This is a genomic window from Nocardiopsis sp. Huas11 (assembly GCF_003634495.1).
GTDB lineage: Bacteria > Actinomycetota > Actinomycetes > Streptosporangiales > Streptosporangiaceae > Nocardiopsis.
Map to the genome: position 1 here is coordinate 5,410,890 of NZ_RBKY01000001.1, position 23,932 is coordinate 5,434,821.

The 23,932-nt window shown below is 72.0% G+C and carries 24 protein-coding genes; 18 read left to right on the forward strand and 6 right to left on the reverse strand.

Annotation, left to right across the window (positions count from 1 at the left end; genetic code table 11):
• The first annotated feature begins 1 nt into the window (after position 1).
• From DFP74_RS24475 to DFP74_RS24490, 4 genes are read left to right on the forward strand one after another with little or no spacing between them, the layout of a single operon-like run.
• The gene (locus DFP74_RS24475; RefSeq protein ID WP_121185116.1) at positions 2-775 is read left to right on the forward strand and encodes an ABC transporter ATP-binding protein; all 774 of its coding nucleotides are present in this window, start codon (positions 2-4) and stop codon (positions 773-775) included.
• The gene (locus tag DFP74_RS24480; RefSeq protein WP_121185118.1) at positions 772-1,437 is read left to right on the forward strand and encodes an ABC transporter ATP-binding protein; all 666 of its coding nucleotides are present in this window, start codon (positions 772-774) and stop codon (positions 1,435-1,437) included. Before DFP74_RS24475 ends, DFP74_RS24480 begins: the two co-directional genes overlap by 4 nt.
• Positions 1,434-2,297, forward strand: a complete 864-nt coding sequence (locus DFP74_RS24485) for a branched-chain amino acid ABC transporter permease (protein WP_121185120.1) — start codon at positions 1,434-1,436, stop codon at positions 2,295-2,297. Before DFP74_RS24480 ends, DFP74_RS24485 begins: the two co-directional genes overlap by 4 nt.
• Positions 2,294-3,307: a branched-chain amino acid ABC transporter permease gene (locus DFP74_RS24490; protein WP_121185122.1), complete on the forward strand. Its 1,014-nt coding sequence runs from the start codon at positions 2,294-2,296 to the stop codon at positions 3,305-3,307. The genes DFP74_RS24485 and DFP74_RS24490 overlap by 4 nt, the downstream gene beginning before the upstream one ends.
• A 110-nt stretch (positions 3,308-3,417) precedes the next feature.
• Here the strand turns inward: DFP74_RS24490 and DFP74_RS24495 are convergent, their stop codons facing one another.
• Positions 3,418-4,305, reverse strand: a complete 888-nt coding sequence (locus DFP74_RS24495) for a PaaX family transcriptional regulator C-terminal domain-containing protein (protein WP_121185124.1) — start codon at positions 4,303-4,305, stop codon at positions 3,418-3,420.
• A 148-nt stretch (positions 4,306-4,453) separates the two neighbouring features.
• On the opposite strand from DFP74_RS24495, the gene DFP74_RS24500 reads away from it, so the two are divergent.
• The 5 genes from DFP74_RS24500 to DFP74_RS24520 all read left to right on the forward strand — a co-directional run bounded on the left by DFP74_RS24500 (position 4,454) and on the right by DFP74_RS24520 (position 9,491).
• Positions 4,454-5,389 carry an SDR family NAD(P)-dependent oxidoreductase gene (locus tag DFP74_RS24500; RefSeq protein WP_121185126.1) on the forward strand — a complete coding sequence of 312 codons (936 nt, stop codon included), beginning with the start codon at positions 4,454-4,456 and terminating at the stop codon, positions 5,387-5,389.
• The gene (locus DFP74_RS24505) at positions 5,389-6,288 is read left to right on the forward strand and encodes an amidohydrolase family protein (protein WP_199725773.1); all 900 of its coding nucleotides are present in this window, start codon (positions 5,389-5,391) and stop codon (positions 6,286-6,288) included. The genes DFP74_RS24500 and DFP74_RS24505 overlap by 1 nt, the downstream gene beginning before the upstream one ends.
• Before the next feature lie 2 nt (positions 6,289-6,290).
• Positions 6,291-7,850, forward strand: coding sequence for a long-chain fatty acid--CoA ligase (locus DFP74_RS24510; protein ID WP_121185128.1), 1,560 nt, complete (start codon positions 6,291-6,293; stop codon positions 7,848-7,850).
• Between the two features lie 22 nt (positions 7,851-7,872).
• Positions 7,873-8,328, forward strand: coding sequence for a MaoC family dehydratase (locus tag DFP74_RS24515; protein WP_121185130.1), 456 nt, complete (start codon positions 7,873-7,875; stop codon positions 8,326-8,328).
• A 146-nt stretch (positions 8,329-8,474) separates the two neighbouring features.
• Positions 8,475-9,491 (forward strand): hypothetical protein, encoded by a 1,017-nt coding sequence (locus tag DFP74_RS24520; RefSeq protein ID WP_121185132.1) that lies wholly within the window; start codon positions 8,475-8,477, stop codon positions 9,489-9,491.
• Positions 9,492-9,524: 33 nt separating this feature from the next.
• On the opposite strand, the gene DFP74_RS24525 is transcribed toward DFP74_RS24520, so the two are convergent.
• Both DFP74_RS24525 and DFP74_RS33615 read right to left on the reverse strand, forming a co-directional pair.
• Positions 9,525-10,823, reverse strand: a complete 1,299-nt coding sequence (locus tag DFP74_RS24525) for an erythromycin esterase family protein (protein WP_121185134.1) — start codon at positions 10,821-10,823, stop codon at positions 9,525-9,527.
• A gap of 151 nt (positions 10,824-10,974) precedes the next feature.
• Positions 10,975-11,139, reverse strand: coding sequence for a hypothetical protein (locus DFP74_RS33615; RefSeq protein ID WP_158613048.1), 165 nt, complete (start codon positions 11,137-11,139; stop codon positions 10,975-10,977).
• A 161-nt stretch (positions 11,140-11,300) separates the two neighbouring features.
• Between DFP74_RS33615 and DFP74_RS24530 the strand changes: the two genes are divergently transcribed.
• The gene (locus DFP74_RS24530; protein WP_121185136.1) at positions 11,301-11,912 is read left to right on the forward strand and encodes a TetR/AcrR family transcriptional regulator; all 612 of its coding nucleotides are present in this window, start codon (positions 11,301-11,303) and stop codon (positions 11,910-11,912) included.
• 228 nt (positions 11,913-12,140) lie between these two features.
• The gene (locus tag DFP74_RS24535; protein WP_121185138.1) at positions 12,141-12,662 is read left to right on the forward strand and encodes a hypothetical protein; all 522 of its coding nucleotides are present in this window, start codon (positions 12,141-12,143) and stop codon (positions 12,660-12,662) included.
• 131 nt (positions 12,663-12,793) lie between these two features.
• On the opposite strand, the gene DFP74_RS24540 is transcribed toward DFP74_RS24535, so the two are convergent.
• Positions 12,794-13,195 carry a RidA family protein gene (locus DFP74_RS24540; RefSeq protein ID WP_121185140.1) on the reverse strand — a complete coding sequence of 134 codons (402 nt, stop codon included), beginning with the start codon at positions 13,193-13,195 and terminating at the stop codon, positions 12,794-12,796.
• Positions 13,196-13,278: 83 nt separating this feature from the next.
• Between DFP74_RS24540 and DFP74_RS24545 the strand changes: the two genes are divergently transcribed.
• Positions 13,279-14,247 (forward strand): YafY family protein, encoded by a 969-nt coding sequence (locus DFP74_RS24545; RefSeq protein WP_121185142.1) that lies wholly within the window; start codon positions 13,279-13,281, stop codon positions 14,245-14,247.
• A complete protein-coding gene (locus DFP74_RS34975) occupies positions 14,244-14,366 on the forward strand; it encodes a hypothetical protein (RefSeq protein ID WP_255499625.1) in 123 nt (40 codons plus the stop codon). Before DFP74_RS24545 ends, DFP74_RS34975 begins: the two co-directional genes overlap by 4 nt.
• A 137-nt stretch (positions 14,367-14,503) precedes the next feature.
• On the opposite strand, the gene DFP74_RS24550 is transcribed toward DFP74_RS34975, so the two are convergent.
• Both DFP74_RS24550 and DFP74_RS24555 read right to left on the reverse strand, forming a co-directional pair.
• Positions 14,504-15,685 carry an NAD(P)/FAD-dependent oxidoreductase gene (locus DFP74_RS24550; RefSeq protein ID WP_121185144.1) on the reverse strand — a complete coding sequence of 394 codons (1,182 nt, stop codon included), beginning with the start codon at positions 15,683-15,685 and terminating at the stop codon, positions 14,504-14,506.
• Entirely contained in the window at positions 15,682-15,999 is a 318-nt protein-coding gene (locus tag DFP74_RS24555; RefSeq protein WP_121185147.1) for a bifunctional 3-phenylpropionate/cinnamic acid dioxygenase ferredoxin subunit, read from the reverse strand. Before DFP74_RS24555 ends, DFP74_RS24550 begins: the two co-directional genes overlap by 4 nt.
• Positions 16,000-16,132: 133 nt before the next feature.
• On the opposite strand from DFP74_RS24555, the gene DFP74_RS24560 reads away from it, so the two are divergent.
• From DFP74_RS24560 to DFP74_RS24580, 5 genes are all read left to right on the forward strand, one after another.
• Positions 16,133-16,921, forward strand: a complete 789-nt coding sequence (locus DFP74_RS24560; RefSeq protein WP_121185149.1) for an IclR family transcriptional regulator — start codon at positions 16,133-16,135, stop codon at positions 16,919-16,921.
• Between the two features lie 194 nt (positions 16,922-17,115).
• Positions 17,116-18,396 (forward strand): serine hydroxymethyltransferase, encoded by a 1,281-nt coding sequence (gene glyA / locus DFP74_RS24565; protein WP_121185151.1) that lies wholly within the window; start codon positions 17,116-17,118, stop codon positions 18,394-18,396.
• A 108-nt stretch (positions 18,397-18,504) separates the two neighbouring features.
• On the forward strand, positions 18,505-20,955 hold the full coding sequence (locus tag DFP74_RS24570; protein WP_121185153.1) for an FAD-dependent oxidoreductase: 2,451 nt from the start codon (positions 18,505-18,507) through the stop codon (positions 20,953-20,955).
• Positions 20,956-21,024: 69 nt separating this feature from the next.
• Complete coding sequence (locus DFP74_RS24575; protein ID WP_121185155.1) at positions 21,025-22,194, forward strand: aromatic ring-hydroxylating dioxygenase subunit alpha; 1,170 nt, start codon at positions 21,025-21,027, stop codon at positions 22,192-22,194.
• Complete coding sequence (locus DFP74_RS24580; protein ID WP_121185157.1) at positions 22,195-23,931, forward strand: BCCT family transporter; 1,737 nt, start codon at positions 22,195-22,197, stop codon at positions 23,929-23,931.
• Position 23,932: the final 1 nt, after the last annotated feature.

Genomic DNA, 23,932 nt, shown 5'->3' on the forward strand with positions numbered 1-23,932 from the left:
GGTGGCCGAACTCCAGATCACCGGGCTCAGCCGCTCCTTCGGCGGGGTCCACGCCGTCCAGGACGTCGACCTCACCGTCGCCGACGGCGAGACCAGGGGCATCATCGGCCCCAACGGAGCGGGCAAGTCCACACTGTTCAACCTCATCAGCGGGCACCTGCGCCCGGACCGGGGCGGCATCCGCCTGGACGGGCGCCCCCTGGACCGGCTCCCGGCCCACCGTCGGGCCCGGCGCGGCGTGGCGATCGTCTTCCAGGCCGCGCGGATCTTCCCCGGCATGACCGTGCTGGAGAACGTCATGGTCGGCGCGCACCTGCGGGCGAGCGCCGGGTTCACCGCGGCCGTACTGCGCCTGCCCGCCCACCACGCCGCCGAACGGCGCATCCGGGCCCTGGCCCTGGACGCGCTGGACCGCGTGGGCCTGTCCGACCGGGCCGAGGACCCCGCGGCGTCGCTGCCCATCGGCCTGCAGCGCGCCATGCAGCTCGCCCGCGCCCTGTGCGCGGACCCCGAGCTGCTACTGCTGGACGAGCCGGCCTCCGGGCTGCGCGCGCCCGAACGCGAGCGGCTGGCGTCGATCGTGGAGGAGTTGCACGAGGACGGCCAGACCACCCTGCTCATCGAGCACGACGTCGCGTTCGTCGCGCGCCTGTCGGACCGCGTCACCGTGCTGGACCTGGGCCGGGTCATCGCCGAGGGCACACCGGACCAGGTCCGGCGCGACCCGGCGGTGGTCTCGGCCTACCTCGGCACGGGAGAGGGGGCCGCCGCGTGATCACCGTGGAGGAGCTGGTCGTGCGCTACGGCTCGGCCACCGCCCTGGACGGGATCGACCTGAGCGTCGGCGACGGCGAGATGGTCGCCCTCGTCGGCCCCAACGGGGCCGGCAAGTCCACCCTCGTCGACACCCTGTCCGGGGTGGTGCGCCCCGCCTCCGGACGGGCGGCCACCGAGGGCCGGTTCGCGCACGTGCCCGAGGGGCGGCAGCTGTTCGGCGACCTGTCGGTCGAGGACAACCTGCGCCTGGGCGCGTGGAAGGTCCGCGACCGCGACCCCCGGCACGTGTACGGGGTGCTGCCGGACCTGGAGGGCCTGCGCGGGCGCCGCGCGGGCGCCCTCTCCGGCGGCCAGCAGCAGATGGTGGCGGTCGGGCGGGCGCTGATGGCCCGGCCACAGGTGCTCGCCGTGGACGAGCTGTCCCTGGGCCTGGCGCCCAAGATCGTCGACGACCTGGTGCGGCACCTGGTCCGGTTGAACCGTGAGGAGGGGATGGCCGTGCTGCTCATCGAGCAGAACGCGCGGCTGGCGTTCCAGGTGTGCTCGCGCGCCTACGTCCTGGAGGCCGGCCGCGTGGTGGCCGCCGGCGCGTGCGACGAGCTGGCCCGCGGGTCCGCGGTGGCCCGCGCCTACCTGGGCGGCGGGGTGGGGGCGCCATGATCGCGCTGCTCGCGCACATCGTCAGCGGGCTGGCCATCGGGTGCGGGTTCGCGCTGGTGGGCAGCGGACTGGTGGCCGTGTACCGGGTGACCGGGGTCGTCAACTTCGCCCAGGGCATGTTCGCCGTGGTCGGCGGGCTCTGCGCCTCGGCGTTCCTGGGCGCCGGGATCTGGCACGGCGCCGCCGAACTGCTGGCGGTGGCCGTCGCGGCCGCGGTCGGGGCGGTGACCGGACTGCTGGCGCTGGGCCGGCGCGGGACCGCTCCGATGACCGCGCTGATCGTGACCCTGGCGGTGGGCTTCCTGGCCTACGCCGTGCTGGTGGCGGTCTTCGGCGACACTCCGCGCTCCACGCCGGGGCTGTCGGGGATGACGTCGCTGCTGGGGATCCCGGTGCGCCGCCACCACCTGCTGGTGATCGGGGTGACCGCGGTGGTGTTCCTGGCGCTGTGGCTGTTCCTGACCCGCACCTACCTGGGCAAGGCGCTCACGGCGTGCGCGTCCAACCCCTACGCGGCCCGGGTGACGGGGATCCCGGTGGCGCGGATGGCCCAGTTCGCGTTCGTGCTGGCTGGCGTGCTGGGCGGCGTGGCCGGGGTGCTGGTGGCGCCCCTGCGACCGATGTCGTTCGACTCCGACGTGACGCTGATCGTGCACGGGTTCGCCGCCGCGGTCCTGGGCGGGCTGACCCGGCCGATGGTCGCACTGGCCGGGGGCGTGCTGCTCGGCGTGGTGGAGGCGCTGGTCGCCGGATACGGCAACGCGGCCTACCAGACCACGGTCGCGCTCGTGGTGATGCTCGCCGTGATGATCTGGCACGCGGCCCGCCGGCCCTCGGTGCACCAGGAGGTGACGGTATGAGGTCCCCGGGTGTGTGGGCGGTCCTGGCGGTGGCCGCGGCCACGCTGGCGCTGCCCCTGGTCCTGGACAGCGGCGGGCTGGCCGTCTACGTCCAGGTGGCGGTGTCGGCGAGCGTGGTCGTGGGGATCTCCCTGCTGATGGGCTACGCCGGGCAGGTGTCGCTGGGCCAGGCGGTGTTCTTCGCCGCGGGCGGCTACACGGCGGCGCTGGTCTCGCAGGCGGGTCTGCCCACGCTGGTGGGGCTGCTGGCCGCACCGGTGGCGGCGGCGCTGTTCGCGCTGGTGCTGGGGCTGCCGCTGCTGCGCCTGCGCGGGCACCACCTGGCCTTCGCCACGATCGCGGTGCACCTGATGTTCCTGGTCGTGGTGGCGCAGACCGACGCCCTGGGCGGCAGTACCGGGCTCCAGGGGATCCCGCTGCTGTCCCTGGGGCCTCTGGAGGTGTCCACCAACCAGGGATACGCGTACGTGGCGTGGGCCGTGCTCGCGGTGGTGGTGGTCGTGGCCCGCAACATCGTGCGGTCCCGGCCGGGCCGCGCGCTGCGGGCCCTGGCCACGAGCGAGACCGCGGCGGCCTCCTCGGGCATTCCGGTGGGCCGGTACAAGCTCACGGTGTTCGCCGTCTCGGCGGCCTTCGCCGGAGCGGCGGGCGGGGTGTTCGCGTTCTACATCGGCTTCCTGTCACCGGGGATGTTCCCGGTGTCGATGTCGATCACCTACGTGGTGATGGCGGTGGTCGGCGGCCTGGGCTCGGTGTGGGGCGCGGTGGCCGGCACGGCCCTGGTGACGGTCCTGGTGCACTACCTGGGCGTGCTCGGCACGCTGGGCGGCATGCCCGACTACGCCCCCTCGGTGTTCACGTACGCGGTCTACGGGCTGGTGCTGGTACTGACGGTGCTGTTCCTGCCGCACGGGGTCGTGCCGTCACTGGCCGACTGGTGGCGGCGCCGACGCGTGCGCGCCCGGGAGCGGCATGACCTCACGGGCGAGCGCGCGGCGGCACCGACCTGAGGCGACGGACGGGCCCCGGAGCCGCGGCGGCCGGGGACCGGTCTCGGGTCGGGGCCGGGCCGCGTCCGATACCGGCGCGAAGCCCGGCTCCGCGCCACGGCGGCCGGGGCTCAGTCGGCCGGAAGGGTGTCCACGACCTCCTCCACGATCCGGGTCGCGGACTCCTCGTAGCGCCGGTGCAGGTCGTAGACGAGTTCCTGCGCGGGGACCGCGGGCCAGGGATCGGGCAGGTAGGCCAGCGGCAGGCGCGGGTCGGTGCGGATCAGCCGCATCCACTCCGACGTCAGCAGCAGCAGGCGGGCCAGGTCGTCGGGCGCCTCCGGCGCGGGGTCGTCGGTGTCCCAGCGGTCCAGGAAGCGCCGGTAGCCCTCGGCGAGGTCGTCGACGTCGTAGGCCTCGTTGACCACCTGCGCGGCCTGGGTGGGCGCGCCCAGGCGGGCGTGGAAGACGTGGACGTGGTCGGTCAGGCCGAGCTCGTCGACGAAGGCGGTGGTGTCCACGACCGTCGGCGCGATCCACAGTCCGCTGCGCAGCGGGCCGAATCCGGCCCAGGACAGGCGGGAGCGCAGGTCGTGCCGCTGGCGCTGCCAGGCCTCGGGCAGGGAGAAGGACAGCAGCGTCCACATGCCGTCCTCGTCAAGGTTGACCACCCCGGCGTCCCAGATGCGCTGGTCGCCGTCGGTGAGCACGTCGACGGCGCGGGGGGTGAGTCCGAAGTAGACGCGTCTGCCGCTGCGCCTTCGGTCGAGCATGCCGCGCTGGGCCATCCGGCTCAGGGTGGAGCGCACGGCCTGTTCGGACACGCCGAGGCGGGCGAACACGTCGATGAAGGATCCCGAGAAGACCCGCAGACCCTTGCCCAGGACGAACCGGCCGAGGAAGGCGAGCATGAGCGACTGCGGCCGCGGCCGCACCGCGCCCGCCGCCTCGGTGTCCGCTGCCTCGGTGTCTGTCGCCTCCCTGGTTTCGGGTTCCCGCTCGACGATGTGTCCTGACATCCCGCCCCCTCGCTGACCAGCGTAACGGGCGCCCGAGTGCGCCCACCGCACACATCATCTTATGCATTTTCTTGACCGCCGTCATCATTTCGCATAACTTCGTGGCACCCGCCCAGAGCGGCGCACCCCTGGAGAACGGAGACACCCGATGGACCTCAGCGGACAGTCGGCCCTGGTGACCGGGGCGGGGCGCGGCCTCGGCCGCGCCTACGCCCTCGAACTCGCCCGGCGCGGCGCCTCCGTCGTCGTCAATGACGCCGACGCCGAGGCCGCCGCCACCGTGGCCGAGGAGATCGCCGGGGCCGGCGGCACCGCCGTCGCACACGCCGCCGCCGTGGGCTCGGCTGAGACCGCCCGGGCGCTGGTCGACACGGCCGTGGAACGCTTCGGCCACCTGGACGTGCTGGTCGCCAACGCGGGCGTACTGCGCGACCGCGTGCTGTGGAAGATGTCCGACGAGGACTTCGACACCGTCATCGACGTCCACCTGCGCGGCGCCTTCACCTGCGCCCGCGCCGCCGTCACGCACATGCGCGAACGCGGGGAGGGCGGACGGCTCATCATGGTCGCCTCCCCCGCCGGCCAGCGCGGCAACTTCGGCCAGACCAACTACGCCGCCGCCAAGGCGGGCATCGCCGCGATGGTGCGCACCTGGTCGATGGAGTGCGCACGCGCCGGGATCACCGTCAACGCCGTCGTCCCGGTGGCCGCCACCGCGATGACCGCCACCATCCCCGCGTTCGCCCCGCACGTGGCCGCCGCCCAGGACGAGGGCGTCCCGCTGCCCGGGTGGATGCGCCAGGCCGAGGGTTTCGGCACGCCCGAGGACTGCGCCGGCCTGGTCGCCTACCTCGCCTCCGCCGAGTCCGCGCACGTCACCGGCCAGTGCGTGGGCGTGGGCGGCGACAAGCTGTCCCTGTGGGCGCACCCGCGGGAGGTGTCCGTGGCCTACCGCGACGGCGGCTGGAGCGCGGAGGACATCGGCGCCGTGTGGGCCACCACGCTGGGCCGCGACGAGCAGAGCGTGGGCATCCCGGCACCCGTCGCGCCCGCCGACGCGGCCGCGGCCGGGAAGGACTCCTGATGGGCGGCGCGAACGGTATCGACCTGGACCGGATCACCGCGATCGACGTGCACACCCACGCCGAGGTGTCCTCGCGCGGCGGCGACGCGATCGGCGAGGACCTGCACGCCGCCTCGGGCGACTACTTCAAGGTGGAGGGCGAGCGCCGGCCCACGCTGGACCAGATCGCCGCGCACTACCGCGAGCGGAACATGGCGTGCGTGGTCTTCCCCGTGGACACCGAGTCCACGACCGGGTTGCCAGCGGTCCCCAACGAGGAGGTCGCCGAGGCCGCCCTGGCCCACCCCGACACCCTGATCCCCTTCGCCAGCGTCGATCCGGCCAAGGGCGCCCTGGGCGCCCGCCAGGTGCGCCGGCTGGTGGAGGAGTACGGGGTCAAGGGGTTCAAGTTCCACCCCGCGCTGCAGGAGTTCTTCCCCAACGACCGCTCCGCCTACCGGGTCTACGAGGCGATCCGCGAGAGCGGCGCCATCGCGCTGTTCCACACCGGCCAGACCGGGATCGGCGCCGGCGTGCCCGGTGGCGGCGGCATCCGGCTGAAGTACTCCAACCCGCTGCACGTGGACGACGTCGCCGCCGACTTCCCCGGTATGCCCATCATCCTCGCCCACCCCTCCTTCCCCTGGCAGGAGGAGGCCCTGTCGGTCGCGGTCCACAAACCCGAGGTGCACATCGATCTGTCGGGGTGGTCACCGAAGTACTTCCCGCCCATCCTGGTGCAGTACGCCAACACCCTGCTCCAGGACAAGGTCCTCTTCGGCTCCGACTACCCGGTCATCTCCCCCGACCGGTGGCTGGCGGCCTTCGACAAGCTCGACATCAAGCCCGAGGTCAGGCCCAAGATCCTCAAGGACAACGCCGCGCGCCTGCTCGGGCTCACCCCCCTCTCCGAGGAGTAGCCATGCTCAACGAAGGCCTGGGGTCGTGGTCCGCCCGCCGGGCGCGCACCTCCCCCGAACGCGTGGCCGTCGTCCACGAGGGCACCGCCCTCACCTACGCCGAGCTCCACGCGCGCGTCCTGCGCCTGGCCTGGTCGCTGCGCGGCCTGGGCGTGCGGACCGGCGACCGGGTGGCCTACCTGGGCGGCAACCATCCCTCGCTGCTGGAGACCCTGCTGGCCTGCGGCACGGTGGGGGCGGTCTTCGTGCCGCTCAACACCCGCCTGGCCACCCCCGAGCTCGACGCGATCGTGCGCGACTGCGTCCCCGTCCTGCTCGTCCACGGCGCCGACCACGCCGGGACCGCCGCCGACCTGCACGCGAGCGGCGCCGTCCCGCGCCTGGTCGCGGTCACGGGCGGCGGGGGCGCGAACGGGGCCGGAAGCGGCCAGGGCGGGGACGGCCCCGCCCCGGCGGCCGCGGACTACGAGGAGCTGATCGCGGCCCACGGGCCCGAGCCGCTCGACGCGCCCGTGGCCCTCGACGACGTCTGCATGATCATGTACACGTCCGGGACCACCGGGCGGCCCAAGGGCGCGATGCTCACCCACGGCAACATCACGTGGAACTGCGTCAACGTGCTCCTGGACGTGGACATCACCGCCGACGAGGTCACCCTGGTGACCGCGCCGATGTTCCACACCGCCGCCCTGAACATGACCTGCCTGCCCACCCTCCTCAAGGGCGCCCGGGTGGTCATCGCCCCCAGGTTCGACCCGGACCTGACCTTCGACCTCATCGAGTCCGAACGTGTGACCTGGATGTTCGGCGTCCCGGCCATGTTCAACGCCCTCTCGTCCGCTCCCCGGTGGGCCGGTGCCGACCTGTCCTCGGTCCGCATCCTCGAAGCGGGCGGGGCCCCGGTGCCGGACAGCACCATCGCCACCTACCAGGAGCGCGGGCTGACCTTCCTCCAGGGCTACGGCATGACCGAGGCCGCCCCGGGCGTGCTGTTCCTGGGCGCCGCCGACGCCGTGCGCAAGGCCGGTTCGGCCGGCCGGCCCAGCTTCTTCACCGACGCCCGGGTCGTGCGCCCCGACCTCACGCCCGCAGACCCCCACGAGCCCGGCGAGATCGTGGTCCGCGGCCCCAACGTCATGCTCGGCTACTGGGGGCGCGGCGCCGGCACCCCGTCCTCGCACACCACCGACGGCTGGTTCCGCACCGGCGACGTCGCCGTCAGCGACGAGGAGGGCTACGTCCGGATCGTCGACCGGGTCAAGGACATGTACATCTCCGGTGGCGAGAACGTGTACCCGGCCGAGGTCGAGAACGTGCTGCACCAGCACCCGGACGTGGCCGACTGCGCGGTGGTCGGGGTCGCGGACGACCGGTGGGGCGAGGTCGGCCACGCCGTCGTCGTCCTGGCGGACGAGGCCGAGGCCACCTCCGACGACCTCGCCGAGCACTGCCGCCGCCACCTGGCCGGCTACAAGGCCCCCCGAGTCTTCACCTTCACCGAGGCGCTGCCCCGCAACGCCTCCGGCAAGCTCCTCAAACACCGCCTGCGCCAGACCCACTGAACCCGAACGGGAGTACCCACCCATGCCCATCACCGTGAACGGACTCGACGAGATCCGCGCCGCCGCGGGCCGCGACCTCGGCCACAGCTCGTGGCTGGAGATCGACCAGAAGCGCGTCAACCTCTTCGCCGACGCGACCGACGACCACCAGTGGATCCACGTCGACCCCGATCGGGCCGCGTCCGGCCCCTTCGGCGGCCCGATCGCCCACGGCTACCTCACCCTGTCCCTGGTGATCCCGCTGTTCAGCGAGCTGCTCGTGATGGAGGGCGTCTCCGTCTCGATCAACTACGGGCTCAACAAGGTGCGCTTCATCTCCCCCGTCCCGGTCGGCTCGCGGATCCGCATGGCGGCGACCCTGGCCGAGGTCACCGACGTGCGCGGGGGCGTGCAGTGCGTCGTCGACGCGACCGTGGAGATCGAGGGCCAGGACAAGCCCGCCGTCGCGGGCCAGGCCGTGTTCCGCTACCTGGCCTGACAGCCGATCGCTCCGAGCCGCGGCCGCCGCACGGCCGCGGCTCCGCCATGCCCGGCGTGCTTGGCACGCCCGGCCCGGTGTCGCGGCGCCGGGCCGAGCGTGGTTGAGTGGACCGGATTCCGCACCCCCAGGAAGGCTTCGGGCCCATGAGCTCCGCTCCCCCCGGAACCCCCGCACCACTGTCCCGGGGCGTCCACCTGCTCTGGCTGGTCCTGCTGGGCGTGCCCTGCGCCCTGGCCGCCTGCGCGTTCCCGCTCCTCCTCATGGAGGCGACCTGGCCGGCGTGGGCCCTGGGCGTGCCGCGACCGCTCTGGGCCCTGGCGGCGGCGTTCGTGTGGTCGGCGTCGGCGTCCGCGCTGCTCTGGGCGCTGCCCCAGTGGGGCGCGCCCCGGCCCGGAGTCTCGCTCTCGGTGCTGACCCTGGTCGGAATGGTGGTCGGCCTCCTGCCCGCCGTGGTGGTTCCCGGGGAGACGCCGCCGGGCCCGTCCTGGCCGGCCGGCGCCCTGCTCTCGACGCTCGTCATCGCGGGATGCGCGGCGATCGCGTTGGCCGCCTCACGGGTGAGGCGTCCGTGGTGGGTGGTGGCGATGGTCGCCGTCCTGTTCGCGGCCAACGCGGGCCTCGTACGCACGGTCGATCCGCGGCGCGGCCCCGCGGAGCTGAACCGGATCGAGGCGGACCTGCTGGCCTACCCGCACGAGGTGGTCGTGGTCGGCGATGCCGACGAGTGGCACCCGTTCGCGGCGGAGGTGTACTCCGGCGAGTTCACCGTCACCTACCGCGGCCCGTCCGCGGTGCACGTCGTCGTGCGCAGCGGACCCGAGACGGGCACCCTGGGCGGCGGGCCCGACCCCCTGCGGTCGCCGTGCAACGACATCGACTCCTTGTGCGAGGAATCGGCCGACGGCGCCTACGTACTGCCCCTGAACGGCCCGTCGCCCTACGCGCACGGCGGGCTCCCCACGGACCGGATCCGCACGCAGGTGGCCCCCGGCCTCCTTGTGGAGGTCATCCTGGATCGGGAGAGCGAGATCCGCCCCGAGCCGGAGGAACTCGTCGAGCACGTCGAGGCCCTGGAGCTGCGGGTGGCCGAGCCCGAGGACCTGAGCGCCATCGCCTGGGGAGTGTACGAGTGGAACCGGCCGGAACCCCTGTTCGACTGACCGGCGGACCCTCGGCGTCGCACACCGCCCGTCTCACCCCCCTACGGGGCCGCCGGCCACGGTGGAGACCGGGGTGTTGAGGATGCCGTCGAACGCGTCCAGGACGGGAACCTGCAGGTAGGCGCTCTGCATCCGGATGCGGTCGGGGCCCATGACCGCGGCGTCGCCCCCGCGGTCCTGCGCGCGGGCGCGGCGCAGGTCGGCGATGCCGAGGCCGAGTTCGGCGTCCCGGAGGCACGCCTCGATGCTCCCCGGCTCGGGCGGCCCCAGTTCGGTGTCGTCGGCGGCGAAGCCGGATGGCGCGTTCTCATCGGGGCGCATGTCAGCGGTGTGGCCGGTGGTACTGGTGAGGCCGAGCGCGAAGTACTCGTCGCCGAGGGCGCGGTGCAGGTGCTGCCCCATCGGGAACGTGGTGAGCCGGCCCTCGAACGAGATCGGCGCCTTCTGGATGTGGGCGTTGTGGGCCATCAGCACGACACGGGCCTCGGGCTCGGCGCGCTCCAGGTGCCACAGGAGCGACTCGGCCATGGAGGCGTCCCGCGCCGAGGTGTCGGCGGTCAGTCCTCGTCCGGCGAAGAGCTCGGCCATGGCGCGGAAGGTGTAGTCGCCGTGGCCGGCGCCTTCCAGCCGTCGCAGGGCGACGTCGTAGGCGTGTTGGTCGGAGCGGGAGACGTAGAGCGGTTCGACCGACCGGAACCGGATGAGCAGGCGCGCCAGGGTCGCGGTGAGGGCGTCCTGGTCGGCGGTGGCCAACCGCGCCCAGGCCGGCGCGGCCACGGATCCGGAGTCACCGGCGAAGGACGCCGCGATCCGCGCCGCCGCCTCCACGGCCGGCACGAGATCCGGATCGACCTGGCGCAGGTAGTCGGCGACCGGGTCCAGCGCGGGCAGCACGGACCCGCCGGCGGCGGGGATGTCGACGCCACCGAAACGGACCGGCTGCTCGGCGGTGCGGTTGTGGCGGCGGATCCAGCGCAGTGGGCCGTGCAGTCCCACCGGCATCGTTCCGGCGAGGTGGACCGCCAGATCGTCGTCCGTCCCCTCGCCCTGGGCCCAGGCGTCGAGGGCGAAGCCCTCACTGAAGCCGTACTCGAAGGCCAGGGCCGTGAATCCGCAGCGTTCGACGAGGAACCGCAGGACGCGCCGGCGCAGACGGGCGAACTCGTCGATGCAGTGGGAGTGCTCGCCGATGGCGACCACGCGCGCGCCGTCGATGATGTCGCGCAGCGGCTCCAGTTCGTCGAGCGGCGCCTCGGGGTCGTGGTGGGTGAGGGGGACGGCGCCCTCCCGGAGGAGGTGGGCGAACGGGTCGGCGGGCGACTGTGCGAGCATGCGGGCGCCTCGATTCTCGGTGTGGGCGGGCTCGGGTCACGGGTGCCGGGGCGTGCCGGTCACGGCCGGGTGCCACGGCCTCCGGGTCGTCGATGCCCGAGGACATGATCGTGCGGACGTGTTGGTCGCCGTGCTCGAGCGGCCGGTCCCCTCAGGTCAGGGCCAGGAGCCGCTCGACGGCGTCGTCGTGGCGGCGACGCAGGACGCCGACGGGATCGCCGCCGTTGAACCGCGCTCCCCCGACCAACGGGCGGAACCCCCCGATGAGGGGTCTCTCCGGATGCATCGGGTTCGGGCCGGCGGGGACGAGTGGCATATGAGGCGGTTCCTTCCTGGAGGGCCCGTGGGCCGGGGCGCGGGGGAACACGGCCACCACTAGTGCGACAAGTGATACTTTAAGATCCTGCCACGACACCATCACCATGGGCAACCGGAGCACCGGAGCTCCAGGATCACGACCGGCAGGAGTCCCCCACCGTGACACAGCCGCGGCGCCGCCCCGGAGGTCGCACCGCCCGCATCCGCAGGGACGTGCTCGACGCGGTCCTGGCCGAACTCGGTGAGCACGGCTACGACGGGCTCACCATGGAGGCCGTCGCCGCCCGCGCCGGGGTGCACCGCGCGACGGTGTACCGACGCTGGGGCGACGCCGGCGGCCTGCTCGCCGACGTCCTGGACGCCGCGGGCGACGATACCTGGCGGCCCCCGGACACCGGTTCCCTGCACAGCGATCTGGCGAGACTGAACCAGGAGATCCAGGACGCACTGACCGCGCGGCCACCGATCACGTCCGCCCTGATCGTCGCCTCGTTCCGGTCCGAGCAGGCCGAACGCGCCCAGCGCCGACTCTGGGAGGACCGGTACGCCCGCTGCGAGATCGTCGTCGAGCGGGCCGTACGGCGCGGCGAACTCCCGCCCCGCACGAAGGCGCGGCCGCTGCTCATCGCCGCGACCGCGCCTGTCTACCACCACCTGGTGCTGCTGCGCACGCCGCCCGATCCGGACCTGCCAGGCCAGGCGGCCCGCACCGCGGCGCTCGCCGCGTCCGCGGGCGCCTTCACCGACCCCGCGCCCGCCGACCACCCCTGAGCAGCCCGGGAGCCGTGGCCTTCCCGGCGTTTCCGGCGCCGGACCCCGGCCGCCTTCGCCGCTCCCGCCAGCGCACGGATCCGATCCCAGGACGGGGCGGTGGCCACGCTCCGGGGGCGCGGAGTCCTCCGACCGTAGAAGGCGGTTGCGCGGCCCATACTGTGGCCCCACCCCCTGAACGGGGGCGCTCACCCGCCCCGAGCGCCCTGATCGGAGCGACGTCTCACCGTGTTCCCCTGGTCGACCACACCCCGTCTCACCGCCCTGGGCCACTTCCTGCTGTACACGGGCACGATGTCCGGGGCCGTGTGCCTCTCGCCCGTGCTGCTCTCGGACGGCACCGACGGGCCCACGAACACCTCGGCGGTGATCGCCCTCGCCCTCGTGGCCGGGGTGGGAGCGTACGGGACCGCGTTGTTCGGCCGTCACCTGCGCCATATCGAGTTCCCGCCCAAAAACCGCTCGCCCTCGCCCGCCACCGACGGCCCCGGCGTGGAGCTCCCCTACCTCAAGGCCGGTCTCCTCACCGCGGCCGCCGCGGTCTCGCCGGTCTACCTGATCGTGGCGTACTCGTTTTTCTGGTCGATCCTGCCGCGCATGCACCTGCCGGAACACCTCGTGTGGTCAGCAGTCATGGCCGTGGCCGCCCCGCTCGCGCTGGCCGCCCACCCCAGGTACGGGATCCTCGTCCTCGTGCTGGTCCTCGCCGCCGGTGTCGGCATCGGTGTCGGCGCCGCGCCGCACCTGTGACCGATCGTCGACGGCCGGAAGCGGCACGGGGCCACGGGCCGGGAACCGGCGTGGTTCCCGGCCGCTGCCGAGCCGTCCCGGGTCCGAACCGCGCCCCGGACCGGAGCCACCCGGCCCCGGGGCGGCGGCGGTCAGGGCCGGGCGGCGACGGCCTCGACCTCGAACAGCACGTCGGGCGCGGCCAGGCTCGCGACCCCGAGGAGGGTCTGCGTCGGCGGTCGCGAACCCCAGACCTCCTGGACGGCTCCGGTGATGGGACCGAGCTTGCTGACGTCGTGGTCCACCACATAGGTCCTGAGCTGGACGACATGGCCGAGGTCCAGCCCATGGGCGGCCAGGGCGATACCGAGGTTGTGGAAGGTCCGCTTCACCTGTTCGGCGAAGTCGGCGGAGACGACCGTGCCGTCCGGCCCCGATCCGTACTGACCCGCGACGAGCACCAGCTCCGTGCCCGCGGGAACGGCGGCGGTGTGGCTGTAGCCGAACGGGGTCGGGTCGTGCAGGCCGTCCGGGTTGAGGATGGTGTGCGCCATGTGGTTCTCCTCTGGTAGGCGATGGGGCAAGCCTGCCAACCAAACACGACATCTTGTGTCATGTATTCGAGTAGGGTTCCCGCATGCGCGCCGATCGCCTGGTCTCCCTGGTGCTACTGCTGCGACAGCACGGCCGCATGTCCGCGACCGTACTGGCCCGCGAGCTGGAGGTCTCCACCCGCACCGTGCTGCGCGACATCGAGGCGCTGTCCGCGGCCGGCGTCCCGGTCTACGCCGAACGGGGTCGGCACGGCGGTTTCGCGCTGCTGCCGGGCTTTCGCACCGAGCTCACCGGGCTGAGCCACGACGAGGCGCTCGCCCTGCTGGTCGCCGGATCGCGGCGCGGCGCGCAGGCGTTCGGACTGGGCTCGGCGCTGGCCTCGGCCATGCGCAAGGTGGTCGACGCGCTGCCCGAAGGCGACCGGGCCACCGCGGCGGGCGCGGCCCGGCGATTGCTCATCGACCCGGAGACCGACCTGCTCTCGCGGCGGGTGGTCGACGAGGAGGTGCCCGACACCGTCGTGGCCGAGGTCCGGCGGGCGGTGTTCGCCGGGCACAAGCTGCGCATCCACTACGCGGCCGCGGACCAGGCGGCGCAGTGGCGCACGGTGGACCCGATCGGCCTGGTCACCGTACGCGGCCAGGGTTATCTGCTCGCCACCCGGTCCGGCGCGGACCGCACCTACCGCCTGTCCCGGGTGCTGGCCGCCGAGGAACTCGCCGAACCCGCGCAGCGGCCGGACCGGGTCGATCTGGACCGGGTCTGGCAGGAACGCGGTACCCGCTTCCGTACCGGCGGCGACCAGGTCACCGTTCTGGTGGAGGTGGACCCGGCGCGCAGGGGGGAACTGGTGGGCACCGCGCTGACCGTCCGCGGTGAGGAGACGACCCCACAGGGACGGCTCCGGCTGGAGGCGGTCTTCCAGGACGCGCGGCACGCCCAATGGGCACTGTGGCAGCTCGCCGCGGACGCCGAAGCCCTGACCCCGCCGTGGCTGCGCGCCTATCTACGCGACCGCGCCGCCGCGGTCGCCGCCTCCTACGGCGGGTGATCCCAACACCGCTCGCACTGGCCGCCCACCGCGAGCACGGGGCGGTGCTCCTGGGCCTGGTGATCGTCGCCGCCATCGGCATCGCGCCGAACGTCGGACCAGCCATCGAGAACTGGTAGCGGACCAGGGACACGGATCTGTGGGAAGAGGACGGCGACCGGGAACGCATGGCCCAGGAATGGTTCCCGGGCCGTTCCCGACGTCCGATCGAGCCGCGCGCGGGCCAGGCCCGGGTCCTCGGCGCCGGCGCGACGGCTCAGATGGCCACGGCGGCACGCAGCTGTCGGCGCAGGCGCCCGAAGAGCTTGGGGTTGTTCATCGCGAGCACGCCCACCGGGAGTCCCTGGCGGCGGTACTCCGCGACGAACACGCGGTCGTCCGGTGAGCCGTCGACGACGGCGACCTCGTCGGCGTCCCCGGGGTGCCCGGCGACCTGCAGCCGGGTGCCGTACTGCTGGGACCAGAAGTAGCCGGACGGCCGGTACTCCTGGATCGTCGTGCCCGCCAGGAGGTTGCGCACGGCGACGGCGGGCTGCTCGGAGGCGTTGGTCCAGTGTTCGTGCCGGACCGGCCCGTCGGGGCCCTGGTACCGGGCGACGTCGCCCACCGCGACGACGGAGGGGAACGCGGTGACGCAGCCGGCGTCGCAGAGCACACCGTTGTCGACCGCGACGCCGGATCCGGCGAGCCACTCGGTGTTGGGCAGCATGCCGATCCCGACCACGACCACGTCGGCGGGCAGGTGCGTGCCGTCGGCGAGGTCCACGCCGGTGACGCGCTTCCACGGGCCGAAGCCCGTCGAGGTCAGGGACTGCACGCCCACTCCGGTGCGCAGGGCCACGCCGTGGTCGCTGTGCAGCGCCGCGCAGATCCTGCCCATGGTCGGACCGAGGACGCGCGCCAGCGGCGTGAGGCCCGCCTCGACGATGGTCACCTGCCGGCCGAGCGTGTGGCAGGTCGAGGCGACCTCGGCACCGATCCAGCCGGCGCCGATCACCACCACACCCCCCGTACTGTTCTCCAGGTCGGCGCGCAGTGCCGCCGCGTCGTCCAGCGTCCGTACGGTGTGCACCCCCGACAGGCCCTCCGCGCCGAGGAGCGGGCGGGCCCGGCCGCCGGTGGCGATGATGATCCCGTCGGCGGTGATCTCCTCGCCGTTGGACAGACGAACCGACCGTGTGGCGGGGTCGAGGGAGTCGGCGCGGACCCCGAGGTGCCATTCCGCCGCCAGCTCGTCCGTGTCGGCGTCGTCGGCCAGCCTCAGGCTCTCCGGCGAGCAGGTGCCCGCGAGGTAGGCCTTCGACAGCGGCGGGCGGTCGTACGGCCGGTGCGGCTCCTCGCCGACGACCGCGACGCGCCCGTCGAATCCCTGCGCCCTGAGCTCCTCGACCGCCCGCAGCCCCGCGAGGGAGGCTCCGACCACAGCTACGGTTCTCATACCACTGCCTCCTGGTTCTGCGGGACCACGTGGATCACGCCGTCCTTGATCACGACTCTGTGGGTTCGGACCGGCTTCTTGGCCGGAGCACCGGTGGGCATTCCCGTGCGGAGGTCGAAGCTCGCCGCGTGCAGCGGGCACTCGACGAAGCATCCTTCGAGCCACCCCTCGGAGAGCGAGGCGTCCTGGTGGCTGCACGTGTCGTCGATGGCGTAGATCTCGCCGCCGACGTTGAAGACCGCGATCGGGACCTCACCCGGGATGCGGATCGCCTCGCCCTCGGACAGGTCCGCCACGGCACACGCTGGGATCATCACGGCCTCCGTTGCGCTATGTGGAACAACATGTTTGATGCGCAACTCAATGATGAGCAAGCGGCGACCGCGCCGTCAAGGCATGTTCGGCGCGATTCTTCGAGAAGTTGCGTCTATCAGTTATCGTTGCGCTATGGACAACAAAAGCGAAGGCACGGGAGAACGCGAGCCGGCGCCGGTCCAGTCCGTCGACCGGGCGATCACCATCCTGGAACTCCTGGCGCGCGCCGAGGTGGGCATCACCGAGATCGCCGCCGAGTTGGGCGTGCACAAGTCCACCGCGTCACGGCTGGTCCACACCCTCAAGGCGCGACGGCTCGTGGAGCAGCACGGCGAGCGAGGCAAGTTCAGCCTCGGCATGGGCATGATGCGGTTCACCGGCGCCGTCGCCGGCCAGCTCGACATCGTCCAGATCGGCAACCCGGTGTGCGAGGAGCTGGCCGAGCGCCTCGGCGAGACGGTGAACGTCGCGGTGCTCGACTCGACGGACACGATCAACGTCAGCCAGGCGCGGGGCACCTCCGCCGTGGCGGCGCAGAACTGGATCGGCCAGCGCACGCCCTCGCACGCGACGGCCAGCGGGAAGGCGCTGCTGGCCTTCGCCTCCCCCGACGACCTGGACGAACTCCTCACCGGAGAGCTCGTCTCCTACACACCGCGCACGCTCACCGACCCGGAGGAGTTGCGCGAGGTGCTCCGCAAGGCCGCCGAGGACGGGTACGCCACCTGCTTCGAGGAGCTGGAACCGGGCCTGCACTCGATCGCGGTACCGGTGTTCGCGACCGGCCAGGAGGCGATCGCGGCGATCAGCGCCGCCGGTCCGGCCTACCGGTTGTCGAAGAAGCGCATGCCCGAGGTCGTGGAGGAACTCCGCCGAGGGGCGCGTGACCTGTCCGGCCGGATGGCCTACCTCAGCCGCTGACCCCGGGGCGGCGACCGTACACCGGTCGCCGTTGCGGTGCCCTGATATATCAATTCCCGATTAACTGGCGATCAACCTCCACAGACTGCGCCATCAACCTCTTGACAGACCCGCGAGTAGCCTCCACTGTGGTCGAAATCGTGTTGTGCATCACGGAACTTCGTTGCGTATTACGCAACGGAAGGGAGTGCCCGTTGGCTTTCACCGCACCCGGTGACACGGTTCTCGACCAGACACTGAGCGAACTGGACCCCGAGGTGTCGGCGGCGGTGAACGCCGAACTGGCGCGCCAACGCGACACCCTGGAAATGATCGCCTCCGAGAACTTCGCCCCCCAGGCGGTCCTGGAGGCCCAGGGCACCGTCCTGACCAACAAGTACGCCGAGGGCTACCCCGGCCGCCGCTACTACGGCGGCTGCGAACACGTCGACGTCGTCGAACAGCTGGCGATCGACCGCGCCAAGGCACTCTTCGGCGCCGAGCACGCCAACGTCCAACCGCACTCGGGCGCCCAGGCCAACACCGCCGTGTACTTCGCGCTGCTCAAGCCCGGCGACACCATCCTGGGCCTGGACCTGGCCCACGGCGGGCACCTGACGCACGGCATGCGGATCAACTACTCCGGCAAGATCCTCAACGCCGTGGCCTACCACGTACGCGAGCAGGACGGCACCGTCGACTACGACGAGGTCGCGGCGCTGGCCAAGGAGCACCAGCCCAAGATGATCGTCGCGGGCTGGTCCGCCTACCCGCGCCGGCTCGACTTCGAGCGGTTCCGCCAGATCGCCGACGAGACCGGCGCCCTGCTCATGGTCGACATGGCCCACTTCGCGGGCCTGGTCGCGGCCGGACTGCACCCCAACCCGGTGCCGTTCGCCGACGTGGTCACCACGACCACGCACAAGACCCTGGGCGGCCCGCGCGGCGGCATGATCCTGTCCAAGGCCGCGCTGGGCAAGAAGATCAACTCCGCGGTCTTCCCGGGCATGCAGGGCGGCCCGCTGGAGCACGTCATCGCCGCCAAGGCCGTCTCGTTCAAGGTCGCCGCGAGCGAGGCCTTCGCCGAGCGCCAGCGCCGCACGGTGGCCGGGGCCAAGCTGCTCGCCGAGCGCCTGATGCGGCCCGACATGGGCGAGGCCGGCGTGAAGGTGCTCACGGGCGGCACGGACGTGCACCTGGTCCTGGTGGACCTGGTGCACTCGCCGCTCAACGGCCAGGAGGCCGAGGACCGCCTGCACTCGGTCGGGATCACGGTCAACCGCAACGCGGTGCCGGGCGACCCGCGACCGCCGATGGTCACCTCGGGCCTGCGGATCGGCACCCCGGCCCTGGCCACACGCGGGTTCGGCGAGGAGGACTTCACCGAGGTCTCCGACGTCATCGCCCAGGCCCTCAAGCCGGAGTTCGACGCCCAGGCCCTGAGCGCGCGCGTTCGGGCCCTGGCCGCCGCGCACCCGCTCTACCCCAACCTGTGACGGTCCGCGACAGCCACCGCATGACCGTCGGCGCCGAAGCGCCGCACGTCGACGACCGGACCCGGCGGGGTTCCGACACGCCCCCGCCACACGATCAGGAGGACTTCCATGCCGTCTCAACCACGCGTCGTGCTCATCGGAGCGGGCATCGTCGGCTGTGCGCTGGCCGATGAGCTGACCGCACGCGGGTGGACCGACGTCACCGTGCTCGAACAGGGGCCGCTCTTCGCCACCGGCGGATCCAGCTCCCACGCGCCCGGCCTGGTGTACCAGACCGCCGGGTGCAAGACCATGACGGAGTTCGCCAAGTACACCGTCGACAAGTACACGGCGCTCACACTCGACGGCCAGTGGTGTTTCCAGCAGCTCGGCGGCCTCGAAGTGGCGACCACCCCCGAGCGCTGGGCGGACCTGAAGCGCCGGCACGGCTGGGCGACGTCGTGGGGCGTGGAGAGCTACCTGCGCGACCCCGGCGAGTGCGCCGAACTGCACCCGCTGCTCGACCCCGACAAGCTCCTCGGCGGGTTCCACATCCCCAGCGACGGCCTGGCCAAGCCGGTGCGCGCGGGCGAGGCCCAGGCCCGGCGGGCGATGGACCGCGGCGCGCGCTTCCTGGCGCACCACAAGGTCACCGGCATCGAGCGCCACGGCGGACGGGTCCGGGCCGTGGCCACCGAGCACGGCACCTTCGCGGCCGACATCGTCGTCTCCTGTGTCGGCATGTGGGGACCGCGGATCGGCCGCATGGTCGACCTCGACATCCCCCTGGTCCCGATGGCCCACCAGTACGCCAAGACCTCACCGCTGCCGGTCCTGCGGGGCGTCAACGACGAGCTGCGCGAGATGACCAAGCCGCTGCTGCGGCACCAGGAGGCCGGCCTCTACTTCCGCGAACACGTCGACCGCATCGGCATCGGCGCCTACGAGCACCGCCCGATGCCGATCTCCGCCGACGACATCCTCGACCCCGGTGTCGCCCCGACCATGCCGTCGGAGATGCCGTTCACCCCCGAGGACTTCGACCAGTCCTGGAAGGACTCCGTCGACCTGCTGCCGTGCCTGGCCGACGCCGAGGTCGAGGAGGGGATCAACGGGCTGTTCTCCTTCACCCCGGACGGCAACCCGCTGCTCGGCGAGCACCCCGACCTCAAGGGGTTCTGGGTCGCCGAGGCGGTGTGGATCACACACTCCGCGGGCGTGGCCAGGGCGATGGCCGAGTGGCTGGTCGACGGGCAGCCCGGCATCGACCTGCACACCTGTGACCTGAACCGGTTCGAGGAGGTCCAGCGGGGTCCGGAGTACGTCCACCTGCGGAGCTGCCAGGCATTCGACGAGGTCTACGACGTGCTGCACCCGCTGCAGCCCGCCGAGCACCCGCGTCCGCTGCGGACCAGCCCGTTCCACGAGCGGCAGGTCGAGCTCGGCGCGGTGTTCCTGGAGGCGTCCGGCTGGGAGCGGCCGCACTGGTACGAGGCCAACGCGGACTTGCCCGAGGTCGCGGAGATTCCCGGGCGCAATGCGTGGGCTTCGCGGTACTGGTCGCCGATCGCCGGCGCCGAGGCGCTGGTGGCGCGCAAGCGGGTGGCGATGTTCGACATGACGCCCCTGAAGCGCATCGAGGTCAGCGGACCCGAGGCGCTCACCTTCCTGCAGTCGATGACCTCCAACCGGCTCGACCGCAAGGTCGGCACGGTCGTCTACACGCTCATGCTCGACGAGGACGGCGGGATCCGCAGCGACCTCACCGTGGCGCGGCTCGCCGAGGACCGCTTCCAGGTCGGTGCCAACGGTCCGATCGACCTCGACTGGCTCACCCGGCACCTGCCCCGGAGCGGCACCGTCCAACTGCGCGACATCACCGCGGGCACCTGCTGTATCGGCCTGTGGGGCCCCCTCGCGCGGGACCTCCTGCAGCCGCTGACCCGTGCGGACTTCTCCCACGAGGCGCTGGGCTACTTCAAGGCCAAGCAGGCCTTCGTCGGCGACGTCCCGGTGACCGCCATGCGCCTGTCCTACGTCGGCGAACTGGGATGGGAGCTCTACACCACCGCCGATCTGGGACAACGCCTGTGGGACACCCTGTGGGAGGCCGGACGGGAACACGGGGTGATCGCCGCCGGGCGCAGCGCCTTCACCAGCATGCGGCTGGAGAAGGGCTACCGGGCCTGGGGTTCGGACATGACCACCGAACACGACCCGTACGAGGCCGGAGTCGGCTTCGCGGTGCGGATGAACAAGGGCTACTTCCACGGCAAGAACGCCCTGAAGGACCGCTCGGCGGACACCGTCACGCGCAGGCTCACGTGCCTGACCATCGACGACCCCTACCAGGTCGTCATGGGGGCCGAGCCGGTCTTCGCCGACGGCGTGCCGGTCGGCTACGTCACCAGCGCCGCGCGCGGCTACACCATCGGCAAGAACATCGCCTACGCGTGGCTGCCCGCGTCCGTCTCCCGGCCCGGCGCCCGGGTCGAGATCGAGTACTTCGGTGAGCGCGTCGCCGCGGTGGTGGCGGCCGAGCCGCTCTTCGACCCCGACATGAGCCGCATCCGCTCGTGACCGGGACGCTTCCGACGCCCACGGCCACCGGCCCCTGAAGCCCGCACAGCACGGATACGGAGAGACAGCATGACCGAGAACCTCGTGACCGCCCCGGCCGGCGGCGGTTCCGAACTCCCCGAGAGCCTGATCCCGACCCTGCCCGGCTACACCTACACCGACCCGCAGGTCTTCGCTCTGGAACAGGCGAGGATCTTCGAGCGGATGTGGTTCTGCGCGGTCCGCTCCGCCGACCTGGCCGAGCCCGGCGACTTCCGCACCGTCCAGGTCGGGCGCGAGAGCGTGATCGTCACCCGGTCCCGCGACGGCTCGCCGCGCGCCTTCCTGAACATCTGCCGACACCGGGGCGCCCGGCTCTGCACGGAGGAGTCGGGCTCCGTCAAGCGGAACTTCCAGTGCCCGTACCACGCCTGGACCTACGGGCTCGACGGCAAGCTGGTCGCCGCGCCCAACCTGACCTCGATGCCCGATATCGACCGCACCGAGTACGGCCTCAAGCCGGTGCACCTGCGGGAATGGCTCGGCTACGTGTGGCTGTGCCTGGCCCAGGACCCGCCCTCGTTCGCCGACACGGTCCAGGCCGACGTCACCGCACGGCTGGGGTCGCTGGAGGCCATCGACAACTACGAGATCGACGAGCTCGAAGTGGGACGCCGTATCACCTACGACGTCAAGGCCAACTGGAAGCTCATCATCGAGAACTTCATGGAGTGCTACCACTGCGCGACCATCCACCCCGAGCTCACCGAGGTGCTGCCCGAGTTCGCCGACGGCTACGCCGCCCAGTTCTTCGTCGGGCACGGTGCGGCCTTCGGTGAGGACGTCGCCGGGTTCACCGTGGACGGCGGTGAGGGCTTCGAGCGGCTGGCCGAGGTGGAGTCCGACCAGGACCGCAAGTACTACGCGATCACCGTCCGGCCGCAGGTCTTCGTCAACCTGGTGCCCGACCACGTGATCCTGCACCGGATGTTCCCGCTGTCCGCCGACCGCACGATCGTGGAGTGCGACTGGCTGTACAGCAAGGACGTCGTGGCCTCCGGCCGTGACGTCTCGCGCTCCGTCGAACTGTTCCACCGGGTCAACCAGCAGGACTTCGACGCTTGTGAGCGCTGTCAGCCCGCGATGTCGTCGCGGGCCTACGCCGATGGCGGTGTCCTCGTTCCCTCCGAGCACCACATCGGCGAATTCCATGAGTGGGTGCAGAGCGCTCTCACTCCTGACAAGGATGGCGGCAAGTAGATGATCACTGCCCCCAGGGTCTTCTGGCCCTCAGTGATTCTGGTGACCGCGTTCGTGGCGGCCGCGGTGCTCTTCACCGAGACCGTGTCCGCGGCGGTCACCACCATTCAGGACACGGTGATCGGCACGTTCGGGTGGTACTACATCCTGATCGTGTGCGCGTTCGTGGTGTTCTCGATCCGGGTGGGTCTCGGCCGCTTCGGCGACATCAAGCTCGGACCCGACGACGAGGAGCCCGAGTTCCGGCTCAGCACGTGGTTCTCGATGCTGTTCGCCGCGGGGATGGGCATCGGCCTGGTGTTCTGGGGCGTCGCGGAGCCGCTGAACCACTTCGCCGCCCCCAAACCGAGCGTCGAGGGCACGCCGCACGAGCTCGCCCAGCACTCGCTGGTACAGACCTTCCTGCACTGGGGCCTGCATCCGTGGGCGATCTACGTGGTCGTCGGCCTGGCCATCGCGTACGCGATCCACCGCAAGAACCGCCCGGTGTCGATCCGCTGGGCCCTGGAGCCGGTGCTGGGCAAGGAGCGGGTGAAGGGGTGGGCCGGCGATCTGATCGACACCATCGCGGTCGTCGGCACCCTGTTCGGCGTGGCCACCTCGCTCGGCCTCGGTGTCCTGCAGATCGCCTCCGGGCTCGACTTCCTCGGCCTCGTCGCCGACCCGGGCAACTGGACGTACATCATCCTGATCGGCGCGATCACCGCGCTGGCCGTCTTCTCGGTGACCACCGGCGTCAAGCGCGGGATCAAGTGGCTGTCCCAGATCAACATGGGTCTCGCCACCGTGCTGCTGCTCATCGTGCTCTTCACGGGGCCGACGCTGTTCATCTTCCGGGAGTTCGTGCAGTCGATCGGGCTGTACTTCCAGAACCTGCTGCAGTTGAGCTTCGACACCAGCGCGCTGGAAGGCGCCGAGGGCGCCCAGTGGCAAGGCTGGTGGACGACCTTCTACTGGGGCTGGTGGATGTCCTGGGCGCCGTTCGTCGGCGTGTTCATCGCGCGGATCTCGCGCGGCCGTACGGTGCGCGAGTTCGTCACCGGCGTCCTGCTGGTGCCGACCGCGGTCACGTTCCTGTGGCTCACCGTGTTCGGCGGCAGCGCCCTGTACCGCGAGTTGTTCGGTGCGGGGGGCGGTGTGGCGGCGGACGGGTCCGTGGACACCGAGTCCGCGCTCTTCACGCTGCTCGGCGACCTGCCGGGAGGAACCCTGCTGGTCGCGGGCGGGGTCGTCCTCATCGTGCTGTTCTTCGTGACCTCGTCGGACTCCGGTTCGCTCGTGGTCGACATGCTGGCCTCGGGGGGCAACCCCGAGACGCCGGTGTGGAGCCGGGTGTTCTGGGCCACGGCCGAGGGACTGGTCGCCATCGCGCTGCTGCTCGCGGGCGGCCTGAGCGCCCTCCAGGTCGGCGCCATCCTCATCGCGTTGCCGTTCAGCGTCGTCATGCTGGTGATGTGCGTGGCGACGTGGAAGCAATTCGCCGAGGAGCGCCACCGCCAGATCCGGCTCCAGCGCAAGCTGGAGCGCGAGAAGCTCGCCGAACAGGTCTCGCAGGACCTGCTGGAGGGCGACGAGTTCACCGAACAGGTCTCCCAGCAGCTTCTCGACGGGGACGACTTCACCGGACAGATCTCGCAGAGCCTGATCGAGGAGGGCTGGACGGAGCCGAACGGCAACGGCAACGGCGCGAAGCCGCCGAACGCGACACGCGCCGCGACGACCGAAGGCAAGGGGTGAC

Bases quoted from the DNA above. Each gene is read 5' to 3' on its own strand.
- DFP74_RS24485 (WP_121185120.1), top strand. From the start codon at position 1,434: ATGATCGCGCTGCTCGCGCACATCGTCAGCGGGCTGGCCATCGGGTGC.
- DFP74_RS24490 (WP_121185122.1), top strand. From the start codon at position 2,294: ATGAGGTCCCCGGGTGTGTGGGCGGTCCTGGCGGTGGCCGCGGCCACG.
- DFP74_RS24495 (WP_121185124.1), bottom strand. From the start codon at position 4,305: ATGTCAGGACACATCGTCGAGCGGGAACCCGAAACCAGGGAGGCGACA.
- DFP74_RS24500 (WP_121185126.1), top strand. From the start codon at position 4,454: ATGGACCTCAGCGGACAGTCGGCCCTGGTGACCGGGGCGGGGCGCGGC.
- DFP74_RS24505 (WP_199725773.1), top strand. From the start codon at position 5,389: ATGGGCGGCGCGAACGGTATCGACCTGGACCGGATCACCGCGATCGAC.
- DFP74_RS24510 (WP_121185128.1), top strand. From the start codon at position 6,291: ATGCTCAACGAAGGCCTGGGGTCGTGGTCCGCCCGCCGGGCGCGCACC.
- DFP74_RS24515 (WP_121185130.1), top strand. From the start codon at position 7,873: ATGCCCATCACCGTGAACGGACTCGACGAGATCCGCGCCGCCGCGGGC.
- DFP74_RS24520 (WP_121185132.1), top strand. From the start codon at position 8,475: ATGAGCTCCGCTCCCCCCGGAACCCCCGCACCACTGTCCCGGGGCGTC.
- DFP74_RS24525 (WP_121185134.1), bottom strand. From the start codon at position 10,823: ATGCTCGCACAGTCGCCCGCCGACCCGTTCGCCCACCTCCTCCGGGAG.
- DFP74_RS33615 (WP_158613048.1), bottom strand. From the start codon at position 11,139: ATGCCACTCGTCCCCGCCGGCCCGAACCCGATGCATCCGGAGAGACCC.
- DFP74_RS24540 (WP_121185140.1), bottom strand. From the start codon at position 13,195: ATGGCGCACACCATCCTCAACCCGGACGGCCTGCACGACCCGACCCCG.
- DFP74_RS24545 (WP_121185142.1), top strand. From the start codon at position 13,279: ATGCGCGCCGATCGCCTGGTCTCCCTGGTGCTACTGCTGCGACAGCAC.
- DFP74_RS24550 (WP_121185144.1), bottom strand. From the start codon at position 15,685: ATGAGAACCGTAGCTGTGGTCGGAGCCTCCCTCGCGGGGCTGCGGGCG.
- DFP74_RS24555 (WP_121185147.1), bottom strand. From the start codon at position 15,999: ATGATCCCAGCGTGTGCCGTGGCGGACCTGTCCGAGGGCGAGGCGATC.
- DFP74_RS24560 (WP_121185149.1), top strand. From the start codon at position 16,133: ATGGACAACAAAAGCGAAGGCACGGGAGAACGCGAGCCGGCGCCGGTC.
- DFP74_RS24570 (WP_121185153.1), top strand. From the start codon at position 18,505: ATGCCGTCTCAACCACGCGTCGTGCTCATCGGAGCGGGCATCGTCGGC.
- DFP74_RS24575 (WP_121185155.1), top strand. From the start codon at position 21,025: ATGACCGAGAACCTCGTGACCGCCCCGGCCGGCGGCGGTTCCGAACTC.
- DFP74_RS24580 (WP_121185157.1), top strand. From the start codon at position 22,195: ATGATCACTGCCCCCAGGGTCTTCTGGCCCTCAGTGATTCTGGTGACC.